At 61.0% G+C, this 13,519-nt stretch carries 11 protein-coding genes and 1 pseudogene; 2 read left to right on the top strand and 10 right to left on the bottom strand.

Going from position 1 to position 13,519, the window contains the following annotated elements; translation table 11 throughout:
• Positions 1 to 19: 19 nt before the first annotated feature.
• The 4 genes and pseudogenes from IVA82_RS11365 to IVA82_RS11350 all read right to left on the bottom strand — a co-directional run bounded on the left by IVA82_RS11365 (position 20) and on the right by IVA82_RS11350 (position 5,261).
• A complete protein-coding gene (locus tag IVA82_RS11365; RefSeq protein ID WP_247391465.1) occupies positions 20 to 1,453 on the bottom strand; it encodes an MmgE/PrpD family protein in 1,434 nt (477 codons plus the stop codon).
• Positions 1,454 to 1,470: 17 nt separating this feature from the next.
• Positions 1,471 to 2,917, bottom strand: a pseudogene (locus IVA82_RS11360) (MmgE/PrpD family protein).
• Positions 2,907 to 3,941: a 4-hydroxythreonine-4-phosphate dehydrogenase PdxA gene (locus tag IVA82_RS11355; RefSeq protein ID WP_247391463.1), complete on the bottom strand. Its 1,035-nt coding sequence runs from the start codon at positions 3,939 to 3,941 to the stop codon at positions 2,907 to 2,909. The pseudogene IVA82_RS11360 and the gene IVA82_RS11355 overlap by 11 nt, the downstream one beginning before the upstream one ends.
• A gap of 6 nt (positions 3,942 to 3,947) precedes the next feature.
• Complete coding sequence (locus tag IVA82_RS11350) at positions 3,948 to 5,261, bottom strand: cation:dicarboxylase symporter family transporter (protein ID WP_247391461.1); 1,314 nt, start codon at positions 5,259 to 5,261, stop codon at positions 3,948 to 3,950.
• On the opposite strand from IVA82_RS11350, the gene IVA82_RS11345 reads away from it, so the two are divergent.
• The gene (locus IVA82_RS11345) at positions 5,262 to 6,338 is read left to right on the top strand and encodes a LysR family transcriptional regulator (protein WP_247391459.1); all 1,077 of its coding nucleotides are present in this window, start codon (positions 5,262 to 5,264) and stop codon (positions 6,336 to 6,338) included.
• A gap of 89 nt (positions 6,339 to 6,427) precedes the next feature.
• Here the strand turns inward: IVA82_RS11345 and IVA82_RS11340 are convergent, their stop codons facing one another.
• The 6 genes from IVA82_RS11340 to IVA82_RS11315 form a co-directional block, all read right to left on the bottom strand.
• Positions 6,428 to 7,363 carry a 3-keto-5-aminohexanoate cleavage protein gene (locus tag IVA82_RS11340; protein ID WP_247391458.1) on the bottom strand — a complete coding sequence of 312 codons (936 nt, stop codon included), beginning with the start codon at positions 7,361 to 7,363 and terminating at the stop codon, positions 6,428 to 6,430.
• A 12-nt stretch (positions 7,364 to 7,375) separates the two neighbouring features.
• The gene (locus IVA82_RS11335) at positions 7,376 to 7,942 is read right to left on the bottom strand and encodes an NAD(P)H-dependent oxidoreductase (protein WP_247391457.1); all 567 of its coding nucleotides are present in this window, start codon (positions 7,940 to 7,942) and stop codon (positions 7,376 to 7,378) included.
• Between the two features lie 101 nt (positions 7,943 to 8,043).
• Complete coding sequence (locus IVA82_RS11330) at positions 8,044 to 9,696, bottom strand: FAD-dependent monooxygenase (protein ID WP_247391456.1); 1,653 nt, start codon at positions 9,694 to 9,696, stop codon at positions 8,044 to 8,046.
• Between the two features lie 55 nt (positions 9,697 to 9,751).
• Positions 9,752 to 11,005 (bottom strand): ABC transporter substrate-binding protein, encoded by a 1,254-nt coding sequence (locus IVA82_RS11325; protein ID WP_247391455.1) that lies wholly within the window; start codon positions 11,003 to 11,005, stop codon positions 9,752 to 9,754.
• Positions 11,006 to 11,048: 43 nt separating this feature from the next.
• The gene (locus IVA82_RS11320; protein WP_247391454.1) at positions 11,049 to 11,675 is read right to left on the bottom strand and encodes a VOC family protein; all 627 of its coding nucleotides are present in this window, start codon (positions 11,673 to 11,675) and stop codon (positions 11,049 to 11,051) included.
• A 51-nt stretch (positions 11,676 to 11,726) separates the two neighbouring features.
• Positions 11,727 to 12,395 (bottom strand): fumarylacetoacetate hydrolase family protein, encoded by a 669-nt coding sequence (locus tag IVA82_RS11315; RefSeq protein ID WP_247391500.1) that lies wholly within the window; start codon positions 12,393 to 12,395, stop codon positions 11,727 to 11,729.
• Positions 12,396 to 12,717: 322 nt separating this feature from the next.
• On the opposite strand from IVA82_RS11315, the gene IVA82_RS11305 reads away from it, so the two are divergent.
• A complete protein-coding gene (locus IVA82_RS11305; RefSeq protein ID WP_247391453.1) occupies positions 12,718 to 13,479 on the top strand; it encodes a GntR family transcriptional regulator in 762 nt (253 codons plus the stop codon).
• The last annotated feature ends 40 nt before the right edge of the window (positions 13,480 to 13,519 follow it).

Genomic DNA, 13,519 nt, shown 5'->3' with positions numbered 1-13,519 from the left:
TGTTTATATTTTCGCAGCACTAGGCCGCAAAAGCCTGTCGTAGTCCCGCAATGTCGTCCAGCCGTTCCAGCTTCTCGATCTGTCCGATCAGTCTCTCCGTCTTGTCCGCTCCCAAGACCGGAAGAATCAGATCCCGCGCCTTCGCACTGACGGCCTCGGTGTTGAGCGGGTTCTCCTTCGTTCCCGGCGGATACTTTGTGAAGTGATCGATCTTCCTGCCATCGGCCAACGTCACCTCGACAACCGCGCCACGCGGCGCGGCCGGATCCATCAGCCCCTTGTCACCTGCCAGCGTGACCTTCGCGCGCTGCTCTAGAATCTTTGGATCGCGCGTCAGGGCAACATCATGGCTATCGTTGAACGACACAGCCCCCTTCACGAGCGCAACCGCCACGAGATGTTGGCAGTTGACGTCCGGCATTACGCTCTCGCCCACGATTCCCATCGCGTCGGTCGGGAGCTTGACAAGAATGCTGCGCACGTTGTCCGGCGTCAGACCATGCTGCTTGCGGAGCGACAGCATCGCATCCAGCGGCGACTGGATGGGATAGCCGACCGAAAAAGTCTTGATCGCGGTCTCCGTGACGTAGAAGCGGCTGCCGAGATCCCTCACCATCTCCTCGGGCTTTGGGTCGGTCGACAGCGCGATGAAGAGATTGTGGGTGCCGTCCAGCACGTCGTCAACACCCGTCAGTCCAGCCTTCACCATGTCGACAGCCATCACACCGTTGCGCGCGCCCATGCCGGCAAAATCGAACGCCTTCTCGATATGGTCCTTGTCCTTCACCCAGCTCCAGAGGCCAGAGACCTGCTGCGAAGAATAGGAGATCGCGTAACGCATTCTCTTCTCGTCGAGGCGCGCCAGCGATGCGGCCGCACCGAGGGCGCCGAATGTCGACGAGGTTCCTTCCGCGCTGCGATGTGAGCCGCGCACGAGATCCGGTCCCAAGGCCATCAGCAGACGACAGGTCAGGTCATAGCCGAGTGTGACGGCGCGAATGAATTCCTGGCCGCTGCGACGATCACGTTCGGCCAAGGCGAGCGCGGCAGGCACCACCGAGCATCCGGGGTGCGCCTTGGTGACAGGCTCGAAATCATCGGTCTCGTCGGCGTGGGCACACATGGCGTTGGCAAGCGCCGCGTTGACCGCGGTTGTCCGGAAGTCGGAGCCGACGACGGAGGCCTGGGCGTCGCCGCCGAGGCTTCGAACGTATGTCAACGCCATCTCGCCGGGCTTCATACGGGAGCCCGAGACCATCGCACCAAACGTATCGAGAATGCGATGCTTGCATTGGAGAACGACCTGCTCGGGAAGTTCCTGATCGCGGGCGGCAACCATGTAGCGGGCAAGCCGCTCGGTGACGCCGGGCCCCGCGGCCCAAGCTCTTCCGCATGTCGCCGTGACGGCCGCGGCCGTGGCCGCAGTTTGCAGGAAACGTCGGCGCGATGGCATGCTTCTCTTCTCCGGAGTCAAGCTGAGACTGACATTTTAGCGATTTCCGCTGCGTTCGGCAGACCTTCGACATTCCAGCAGGCATCCATGACGCGCCGGATCATCGCGGCAGGGATGATGCCGTCCGCGAGGTCGGAAAACTTCGTCTCAAGCTGTTTGTCGGTCATCGGCACCTCAACGCTGCCGATCGCATGCCCGATATAGCGGTTCAGCTTGCGCCCGTCCTTGAGCACGACGGTCAGATCAACCTGTTCCGGCTTGATACCGGCCGTGATCACCGGGCCCACCTTGCCGCGCAGCGCGACGATGGTCGGATCGGTCACGGCGCATCGCTGAACTGTTTCTCGCCGCCGGCGCCTTCGACGATCGCAGCCGCAACCGCATGGTAGATGCTGAACTTGCCTTCTAGCCCCTGCCGTGGCGTCTTCTTGCCGGTAAGCTCCAGCACCAGCGGATGAACCTTCACGTCGACCCGTTCGATCTGGTCGGCGGTCAGCTTGTTCTCGTTGCGGAGCTGGATTGCCGCATCGATCGCCGGATGCAACACGATCCCGCAGGCGAATGGCTTGTAGGTGTTGAGTGCGGCCTCATAGCGCTTGCCGAGATCGCCCAGGATCTCGTTGTAGTCCTGCTTGGTGCTGATCGTATTGGCCCAGCCACGCTTGGCCTCGATCATCGCGTCGGAAGAGGTGAAGTTCTTCGACGCCAGAATGGCCGCGAAGATGCCGCTGGAAGCTGCGCGACCCGGGTTGAAACTCTTATTCATCGAGCCGAAGGACTCCCGCAAACCAACCGGTTGGGACGCGGCCAGTGCGAGCGCCCAGGTCATCTGCTGCTCGTTCAGCTTCAACAGCTTGCCGACGGCGGCCGCCGAGCCGAATACGCCGGCCGTGCCGGTAATGTGCCAGCCGACATCGTAGTGGTTGGGATAGACGGCATTTCCGATCCTGCACTCGGTCTCGATGCCAAGCACGAGCGCGTTCAAGAATTCCTTGCCGGAGACCGGCTGCATTTCCGACAGGGCAAGGACGGCCGAGGCCACCGGGCCGGCGGGATGGATGATCGTCTTGTGTCGTCGTAGTCGAAGATGTGGCTCGACACGCCGTTGATGAAGGCCGCGTTCATGATGTCGAACCGCTCGCGCCGCCCGAACAGGGAGGCTTGCTGCGGTCCGGAGAACGGCCCGAGCGCCGCGACCGCGATATCGACCGTCTGGTGATGCGAGCCACCGATCGCGACGCCGACCCAGTTCAGAAGCGTGCGGACGCCCTCTTTCCGAACATTGGCGGGCAGATCGTCATAGCTCGCCGTGACGATATAATGTGCCAGCGCGCGAGTAACCTCCTTGGGTGGCGCGGCGGCAGTCGTCGCGGCCGGGGCTTGCGCGAAGGCGGCACCGGTGCCGACGGTCGCGAGCGGAAGCGCGGCCGCGGCCTGAAGCAGGGTTCTGCGATCAGTATGCATGAGAGGCCTCCTTGACCTTGATCGATACGAGTTGCGCGGCGAGACGGACCGCACTTTCCAACGCGCCGGTCTTGGCCACGCCCTGGCCCACGATGTCGAACGCAGTGCCGTGCGACGGCGTGGTGAAGACGGTTTCGAGACCCGCGGTGACGGTGACGCCGCGGTTGAAGCCGCGCAGCTTGGTCGCGATCTGGCCCTGGTCGTGATACATCGCGACCACGCTGTCGAACTCGCCGGCGAAGGCCCGGACATACACAGTATCGGCGGGATACGGTCCGGTGCAGGCGATCCCGGTCTTTGCAGCGGCTTCCACGGTCGGCCGGATCATTTCGATCTCGTCCCGACCGAACAGGCCGCCCTCGCCGGCATGCGGATTGAGCGCGGCCACCGCAATTCGTGGCTTGGCGACACCGGCCTTGCGCATCATCCGGTCGACCAGCTCGATCGCATCGGTGATGCTCGCCGGATTAATGCCGTCCAGCGCATCGCGCAGCGACTGATGCCCGGTGACGCGCGACATCCATTGTCCGTCCAGCACGTTCATCTCGGAAAAATACGTCTTGTGCCCGAGCAGGTACGCAAACATCTTGTGCTCGTCGGGAAACTTCCAGCCGCCGTCGAACATCGCGCGCTTGTTCAGAGGCGCGAAGGTGATCGCATCAACCTCGCCGTCCTTTGCGAAATCGATCGCGCGCGACAGCGTCTCGCCGGTCAACCGGCCGGACTCGGCGCTGGCCTTGCCGATCGGGAATTTGCCGGGATCGGTGTTGCCGAGATCGACGAGCTGCACCGTGCCGCGGCGCCATAAAGCGGCGTCTGGCGAGGCGATCCGCTCGACCTTCAGTTTCACCCCGGCCTGCACGATGCCCATTTCGAGCACGCGGGCGTCGCCGATGACGACGAGGCGCGCGGCGTCAGCGAGCCGGTCGTCGGAGAGAATGCGCGCGATCTGTTCGGGGCCGATGCCGGTGCAATCGCCCGGCGTCAGCGCGACGACCGGCAGTTCATTGGTGTTGATGGTCATTGATCCTTACTTCACCGTCTGGATTTGAGCGGTGGACTGAGCCCAGTCCTCCCGGTTGAATTCCCCATCCCACTTCGCGACGACGATGGCGGCCACGGCGTTACCGATGGTGTTGGTGATCGCGCGCGCCAGCGACATGAAGCGGTCGATTCCGAGCAGCAGCGCCAGCCCCTCCGCCGGCAGCCCCGCGGCGACCACGGTCGCGGCCAGCGCAGCGAACGCGCCGCCGGTGACGCCGGCCGCGCCCTTGCTGGTGAACAGCATCACCACGAACAGGCTCAGCTGCTGTGCGGCGGTCAGTTCGATGCCGTAGACTTGGGCGACGAAGATGGTGGAGAGCGGCAGCGTCAGCGCGACGCCATCGAGATTGAAAGAATAGCCAGAGGGAATGACAAGGCCGGCGACCGCACGTCCCACGCCCGCCTTCGGCAGCTTCTCCATCATGCCGGGGATCGCGGTTTCGGACGACGAGGTGCCGAGCACGACCAGAAGCTCAGTGCGCAGCAGGCGCAACAGGTCCATCAGGCGGATGCTGACCAGGCGACAGATCGTGCCGAGGATGACGAAGATGAAGAACGCCATCATCGCCCAGGCGGTGCCGACCAGTAGCGCCAGCGCGTAAAGCGTGGCGGCGCCGAACTTCGCCACCGTGAAGGCCATGGCGCCGAAGGCACCGATCGGGGCCAGCGCCACCACGACGTGGACGACGCTGAACACGAGCTCGGTCACCCGTTCCATGCCGGTCCGCAATGGCGCAGCCCTCTCGCCGAGCAGCAACAGGCCGATACCGCAGAGCAGCGCAAGCACAAGCACCTGGAGCACATCGCCGGCGGCGAATGCGCCGACGAAACTTTCCGGGATCATGTGCTGGATGTAGGCCGACAGCGAGCCGACATGCGCTTGCGAATAGCGGGTGACGGTCTCCGCCTGCTGCGCGGTCGCATGGGCCACGCCTGCGCCGGGCTCGGCCCAGCGCACCACGACGAAGCTGAACAGCAGGCAGAGCGTCGTCACCACTTCGAAATACACGAAGGCCTTGAGGCCGATGCGGCCCACCGCCTTCATGTCACCGACCTGCGCGATGCCGGTGACCACGACCAGGAAGATCAGCGGCGCGATCGTCATCTTGATCAGTGAGATGAAGCCGTCGGCGAGCGGCTTGAACTCGACGGCAATGGCTGGAAACATAGCGCCGAACAGGACGCCGAGCGCGGCGCCGGCGACCACCAGGACATATTGCTCGCGCCAGAACGGCTTGCGGCCGCCTTCGGTAACCGACCTCGAGATAGGCTCAGACAGCGGCGTTGCGGCGACCTGCAATTGCTTTCCTCCAACGGCATCGTCGCGCCATGCGTCGATGGCACTTTGTTCTTTTCTTGCGATCCCGTTTACATTGGACCAGTGACGTTTCAGGCGCTAATGCCGTATCGGAATGATTTGAGGACAAAACGTCATATGGACTTGATTTGGCTGGAGGATTTCCTTGCTGTCGCTGAGGGGGGCGGGTTCTCCCGCGCCGCCGCGCGCCGCCATGTCACCCAGCCGGCGTTAAGCCGTCGCATAAAGGCGCTGGAAGAATGGCTCGGTACACCGTTGTTCGAACGAAGCACTCATATCGTTACGCTGACTCCTGCCGGGCAAAGCTTTCGGCCCGTAGCGGAGGACGTGCTGCGCAGAGTGCTGAATGGCCGGGAAGAGGCATTGGAGGCGGCGCGACTGAAGGCGGAGACTATCCAGTTTGTGGCCACGCACGCGCTCTCGCAAACGTTTTTTCCGGATTGGATACGAAACGTCGATCAATTTGGGACTGATTCGGCTGTACAGCTAGTAGCCTCCAACTTTGCCGGCTGTGAGAAGCTGCTGCTGGAAGCCCAAGCGCATTTTCTGTTGACTCACTATCACCCCACGCTTGTCACACGACTTGATACGGATCGCTTTCAGCGAATCGAGTTGAATACCGACGTGCTGATTCCGATCAGCGCACCTGCATCGAAATTCACCGCGCAGCGCGGCCGTAGACGAAAACCGACACCTCGCTATCAATTACCAGGTTCTAGCAAGATACCGCTACCCTATCTTGCTTACCACCCGGGATCGGGTGTGGGACGAATCGTTAGTTCGTTCCTTGCTGCAAAGGAGCCTGTAGCAGTTCTGGTCCCGAGCTTCTCAGCGCCGGTCATGTTGCTGATCGACATGGCGCGTGAAGGCCGTGGCATCACTTGGGCACCCCACAGTCTCGTTCAGAGCGAAATTCAGAGCGGTCGGCTGATAAGAGCGGGGGGCGAAGAATGGGATATCGCAATCAGCATCTGTCTGTTTCGTTCCCGCGCGCGCTTAACCAACGCGGCTGAAATCTTTTGGAGCGCGATCAAGAAGTTTAAGGGCATCTATAATTAAGAGCGCGTGCTCTGAACGACTGCCTGCGCTCCAGAAGCTGCAGATCGGCTACCAGTTGTAGGCGCTAGGCCTGACCGAAGTCGATAGGGCTAAAAGCCGACGTTATCGGCTCCCTTGAGAAGAAGCATCTCGCGTGCCTCAGCCGGCGTCGCGATCTCCACAGAAAGCCGATCTAGAGCCGCTCGAATTGCTGTTACCTGTTCGGCATTGGATTTCGCAAGCCGTCCCCTGCCTATAAACAAGCTATCCTCTAAGCCCACACGAATATTGCCTCCCATCAAGGCAGCGGACGTTGCAAACGGAAGCTGATGACGACCAGTCGCCATCACCGACCATCGGCACTCATCTCCATAGAGCTTGTCGGCAATGCGCTTGCAATGTGCCAAATTCTCGAGGTCAGCACCCTGCCCGCCGAGGACTCCAAAGATGGTCTGCACGAAGAGCGGCGGCTGGACGAGCTTTCGATCGAGGAAATGAGCAAGCGTGTAGAGATGTCCGGTATCGTAGCACTCGAACTCGAACCGGGTGCCATGGCCCTTTCCGAGACGTTCAAGGATGGCCTCGATGTCGCCAAAGGTGTTGCGAAATATCCAGTTTCGGGAGCTCTCAAGATAGTCTCGCTCCCAGTCGAATTTGAACGCCGCGTACTTCTCGGCGGCCGGATACATTCCAAAATTCATTGACCCCATATTGAGCGAAGCGAGCTCCGGCGCCGCGCGCAAAGCCGCCGCTAGACGCTGGTCCAGTGACATTCCCTGCCCCCCGCCAGTCGTGATGTTAACGACCGCATCAATGGACTGCTTGATCCGAGGCAAGAACTGCATGAACACGTCCGGGTCAGCGGTGGGCCTGCCATCTATCGGGTCTCGCGCATGAAGATGCAGGATCGCCGCGCCGGCTTCGGCCGCTTCGATTGCCGATCGAGCAATTTCATCCGGCGTAATCGGAAGATGTTCACTCATCGTCGGTGTGTGTACCGATCCCGTTACCGCGCAACTGATAATGACCTTTTGCATCGCTGCCATCCTGCGCCAAGCCTAGCGAGCGGTCGTGCGGAGCTGCTGAAGAGCCCCGGCCCACATTTTGAGCTGATCAAGCATCGTGCGCGCGGACGTGGCATTGAGATCATTTGCCTTGAAGGCTGAATCGACGATTTGTGCCGGGACCATCGGGATGGCCACGCCCTCCGGAATTGGGACCATCTTGAGCGCGGAAATGGTCGACTTCACCGCCTGCACGGCGCGCGTGCCGCCGGATAGGCCGCCATAGCTCACGAATCCGGCAGGCGCAAAATTCCACTCGCGATAGACGAAGTTGAGCGCATTGAGCAGCGATGGCGGCGGGCCAAAATTGTACTCCGGCATGACGAAGACCAAGGAATCTGCCGATTTTACACTTTCCGACCAGCGCTTGGTGTGCGCATGCGCATAATTCCCTAGCGCGGGGTGGGCGGGCTCGTCAAAGATCGGCAGGTCGAACGTCGCGAGGTCAACGAGTTCCGGTTCGAACGCGCCATGTTCGACTGCGAAACGGTGAAACCAGTTTGCAACGAACGGACCAATCCGATTTGGCCGCGTACTCGCGATGATAACATTCAGCTTCATTTGGTATCCCCCGTGGTTCGCGAAGCTTCGCTCGTGAACAGTTCGTTGTCCGCGACCCGACATGTGAAATCCGGGCCGCTGTGTATGCCGCTTCGAGCGCGCTACGTTGCCTGCGCGCTACCAGTGCTCACCGACAATATCTTCTCCGGCGCATCGGCGAGATCTCCGCGCCAGGCCACGTGCAAATCCGGCCTCAGCAGAAGCAGGCGGGCGCCGTAGAGCGAGCGCAAGTCCGGCCGCCCATTCACAAGCACCATATCCAGAGGAAGCCGCAGATCGCGGCCGGCTTTCTCAAAAGCCGCGATGTGGGCCGGCTTGGCATCGAGCCCCAGCAAGGTCATCCCGAATCCGATGCGATCATGAACCGACACACCTGGCTGGAGCCATGCGTGCGGCAGCCGCGCGCCAGGTGCCGCGGTCGGCTGATAGAGACGACTGTCCGGATCCGGCAGGGAGCCCGCTTCATCGAAGCAGATCGGGGAGCCAACATACCGGTATCCGAGTTCGATGCCCTTTTGCTCGTGGCTGCGGCGTTGATATTGATCGACCGCCTGTGCAAGCCACTCCCAGGCCTGCAAGCCTTCCTTGGTCTTTTCGACCACCAAGGGAGAGTACAGGCTCCGCCAAGCCGCGCCACCTTCGGCGGCATATGCGGCGGCCTTGCAGTTGCGCACCGCTACGGGCTGCCGTTCGTCGTGATAGCTGTCGAGCAGCCTCGCTCCGCCCCAGCCGCGAAGCACCGCGGCCAGCTTCCAGGCAAGATTGTCCGCCTCGGCAATTCCGGTGTTCATCCCGAAGCCGCCGGTTGGGATATACTGGTGGACCGCATCCCCGACCATGAAGACACGGCCCTTGCTGTATCTGTCAGCGACGACGAGGTGCGGCGTCCATGCGCCTACGTAGAGCAGTTCGACGTCGAGATCGAGCCCCAGCGCCTCCCGCAGTTCGACGCGGGGATCAAGCTTGGAGACGTCTGTATCGGCCGCGATCTGAACGTGCAGAGACCATCGTTTGAGGTCATCCTGGGCCACCAGTGTGGCCTGACGCTTACCGGCCAAATAGTAATGGCGGAACGGCGGCAACCCAGCTTGCTCCAGCAATTTGGGGCAGCGGAAAAAGATCATGAACATCCGCGAAACTGCCGATCTTCCTGACAGGGGAATATCGAGCAGCCTGCGGACCGTGCTGTTGCCGCCGTCGCAGCCGACCAGATAGCTCGCACGCAGTTCTTCCGTTTGACCGTCGAACGTGCGGACGGTTGCGCGAACGTCATCCACCCCCTTCTGCAGCGCTATCAGTTCCTTGCCAAAGTGAACCGATACATGTTCGATGGCTTCAGCCTCCCGGCGCAACAGCGCTTCGAGATTGTATTGCGAGATACGTTCGTAGGGCTCGCGCGGCATGCTGCCGTCGAAACACTGAGCGATCTGCCACTGCATCTCGTTGATGGATGGATACGACAGCACCTTGTAGGGCTCCTCTCGCAGAGACGGCCCGACATAGACGTCGAATCTCGCATCAAGCGGCCAGCCAGTCTGCCGTATCTTGTCAGCTAGGCCCAGTCGTCCAAAGATCTCCATCGTCCGCGGATTCGAAAGATCCATCTTGGGAAGGATACCGCCCTTCTCCGCACGCTCGATCAGCATGCAGCGAATGCCAAGGCGACCGAGCGCGACGGCGAGCGTCAGCCCAACCGGCCCCGCACCAACAATTAGGACTTCGGTGTCTGTTTGCGTGGACGAAGGTGAATCCATTTCTTTTCCACCATTGATGGGTTCTGAGAGCGCGTGGCGTCACCCGCGGCGGGCCTCAGGGGCTGATGACCTCGCCGAATCGGACCCAGCTCTGGCCATCGAACCTGATCATCTGCATCTGTTCGAGCGGGTAATAATCCTTCGGCGATGTGTTGATGGAAATACCTGGCAGCAGCAGAGGCGCATGATAGTTCTTCAGATTGGCCGTCTGGGCCATGACGTTTTCACGGGAGAGGTCGTCTCCGCACTGGCGGAGCACCTGCTCCATCGTGGCCGCAATCGAGTAAACTTGGGCCACCGTTGCAATATCCGCCATCTCCGCGCTGAAATTGCTCTCGAAGAACGATTTGAAGGTTTTCACCTCGGGATCGTCGGCCCATGCGGGATCAGAAGGGTCCTTGATGAAGGTCGTCGAGACCAGTCCCTTGGATTGCTCGAGCCCGGCAACTGCAAGGACGCCCTGGACCGAGGTACCAGCGAGATTGACGACGTGAACGGGATTCCAGCCCATCGCGCTGACGCCGCGAATTGCCAGTGCGGCGAAGCGCGGAGTCGAGATATCAAGCAGCACATTGGCTCCCGATGCCTTCAGCGTCGCCAGCCGCGAGTCGATCGTCGGGTCCGTGACTTCATAAGACGCCTCTTTGACGATGATCGAATCTGCGGCAGCGCCGAGCCGCTCCCGGAAATGCTTGACGTAATCTTTGCCGTAATCGTCATTCTGCAAGAGGATACCGACTTTGGCATCTTTCAGCGTCCTGATGTAGTCGGCATAGATTTCGGCCTCGATCTTGTATGGTGGCGTCCATCCGATCGTCCACGGAAAGTGCTCCGGATCGCCCCATTTGGTCGCGCCGGTGATGACAAACAGCTGCGGGACCTTCTTGGCATTCAGGTATTTTTGGACCGCGGTGTTGGTTGCTGTCCCGACGGACCCAAACACGGCGAGAACCTCTTCGGATTCGACCAACTTGCGGGTCTGCTCCACCGTTTTGGGTGGACTATAGGCGTCGTCGAGCGAGATGAGCTTGATTTTGCGCCCATTAACCCCGCCCTGTTCGTTGAGCTTCCGGAAATAGGCGTCATGCGTCTTGCCGATCACACTCCAGGCGGATACCGGGCCGCTATAGGGAATCGTTTGACCGAGCTTGATCTCGGTATCGCTGACCCCCGGCCCGTATTTCGGTCCAGCCCCGGCGGGGATCGACGCGACCATTGCGATCAGGCCGGCGATGGCCGCGACGGCGAATGGACGTGACTCCCGGTTTGCGGAACGAGCGGGCGGCGCAAGGTACGGCGCTTTCGGCATGAGCATTCCCCCGTGTGGTTGTTTTGGTTTCGCGTTGTTGCGATCAAGTGCGCTCGGAGCGCCGCTGCATTTCCGCCTGCAGCCGTGTTGCGTGTTCCGGGTGCGGCGTGAGAATCTCGGCTTCCGATTCGCCTGCTTCCACGCGCATCGCGAGAACGTCCGGATCGAGCGTCACACCAATCGGATTGAGGTTGAAGGCGCGCGTTGACAGCCACGCGTTGAGCTTTTCAACGTCTGGAAAATTCTCGACGGATAGCTCGATGCTGTTGCCGTCGGGATCGTGATAGTACATCGACGTTGCGACGCCGTGATTGACGCACCAGTGCGGCTTGATTCCGAGCTTGCCGACGGCACGATATACCGCGACGACATCGGCAAGCCGCTCATAGTGAAATGCAATGTGGTGGATGTTCGAGTTTTCCGCTTTCGGCGCCTTCCCTTCCGGGACCTGCAGGATGGCCAGCCGGTCTTGCGCATCATCCCACGTCAGGAAATTGATGACGGGCGTCCGCATCACGACCGACATGCCGATTACGTTGCAGTACCAGTCGATCATCGCATCGACCTGCGCAGTCTTCAGCACGACATGCGCATATTCCTTGGGCCGCGGAACCTGGCGCGGCGGAAGAACGCGCGCGGTTTCGGTCTTCTTCAGCGCTTCCTCGATCATGCATCCACCTTTCTCGTCTATGTGCCGCCGGCATCGACGGCGGTGCGACCGCTACTCCGCGGCCACCGGGTTTGAGAGCGTACCGATTGTAGAAACCGTGACATCCACCCGATCTCCCGGGCGCAGCCAACGCTTCGTGAGCGCACCGATGCCCGCCGGCGATCCCGTGAGGATCACGTCACCAGGCCGCAAATGGAAAATCTTCGAGATGTAGGCGATCAGCTGACTGAAGCTGAAGATGAGATCGTCCATCGTGAGCTTCTGACGAAGTTCGCCATTGATGCGAGTTTCCAGAACAAGCCGGCTTGGATCCGGGACTTCATCCGATGTGACGATCCAAGGGCCGAAACTGCCGCTGGCTACGAAATTCTTGCCCGCGGTGACTTGGTTCGAATGTTGCTGAAAGTCGCGTACGCTACCCTCATTGTAGCAGGCATAGCCGCCGATGTGGGACAGAGCGTCCTGTTCGGAGATATTGCGCCCTTCCTTGCCGATCACGACGGCAATCTCACCTTCATAATCGAGTTGATGGGAAGTTCCCGGAATGATGATCGGCGTGCCGTGCCCGACATGGCTGTCGCTCGTGCGCGTAAACAGCCGCGGATATCTCGGGTAGTCGCCCGGCGTCCGCTTCATCAGCTCGGCGGTTTCCTCGAAATGACTCTTCGTATTGAGGCCGACTCCGACAATGAGCTGGGGGTCGAGAACGGGCGGCAGCAAGCGGACCGAGGCGAGATCGACCCGGGGCCACCGGTCGGCGAGTTCGTCAGCTTGACCGGGAGCAAGATTCAGGAGGCCCCTGATCGACCTGGGACAGCGATCGTCGCCATTGGCGACCAGGACGCCGTCTTGCGTGACGATCCCAAAGCCGGCCCGGCCCTTCAGTTCAAAACTCGCAAGCTTCATGAACAACTCCCTTAATCATATATGATCATATGATTTAGCTGGAGTCAACGCCACCCGGGCCTGTGCGACTGCCGTGACTCTGCTAGGGTGCGGATGCCTCGCCCCGGGGGCGCTTCACGCGGAATAGGAATCCGAAATGCTCGAAGATCCGACGCGCGGACGGCCGGTGCTTCCATTGACCGAGCAGATTTACGCCGCGTTGAAGAACGAAATTCTCGACGGCCTTTGGGTCGGCCGGGAGACCTTTCCCGGCGAAGATGAGGTCGCGAAGCGGTTCGGCGTCAGCGTCATAACCTCGCGGCGGGCGCTCGAGAAATTGACCGCTGAAGGCTTCATTGAACGCGGGCGCGGCCGGAAAGGGCGCGTCATCCGTGCGCCGAACAATGCGTTGGGAACTGCACCCGTCATTTTTCCAATGAGCGCCACGCCGTACAAGTACAAAGCTCTTTGGCGCGGAATCGATATCGCACCCGCCGAGGCATGCGACGCGTTTGGCCTGCCACATGGCTCCGAGCTCTGGCAGGTCAAACGGCTGCGCAGATACCAGGGCCGTCCCCACAGCGTGAGCTATAATGCCCAGCTCCCGGAACTCGGCCGACGCCACGCGCTGAAGGACCTCAATAATCTACCGATGAGCGACATACTCAGAATAGCCGGAGTTGCGCCAGCGGAGATGGTCAGGCGTGCCGGTGTGGCGAACCCTCCAGTCGACGTCGCAACAGCTCTTGGCGTCGCTTTGCATGCGCCGATGCTTACCTACACTTTTACGCTGCTCGACGCCGCAGGAAAGGCACTCGAGTGGGTTCGCATCTACTGCCACCCGAGCGAACCATCTCCTCCTGAGAGAATCGATGTGAGCACCGGGCAACTGATTATTGTCGCGCGCGGAGTTGTTTAAGCGAGGGCTCCTCTTCCCTTCCGCCATGAGACTTGCCATC

This window comes from Bradyrhizobium sp. 142 (genome assembly GCF_023074015.1).
Classification (GTDB): Bacteria; Pseudomonadota; Alphaproteobacteria; order Rhizobiales; family Xanthobacteraceae; genus Bradyrhizobium.
Note: the sequence above shows the minus strand (reverse complement) of the source record. Positions and strands in the feature narration are given on the sequence as shown.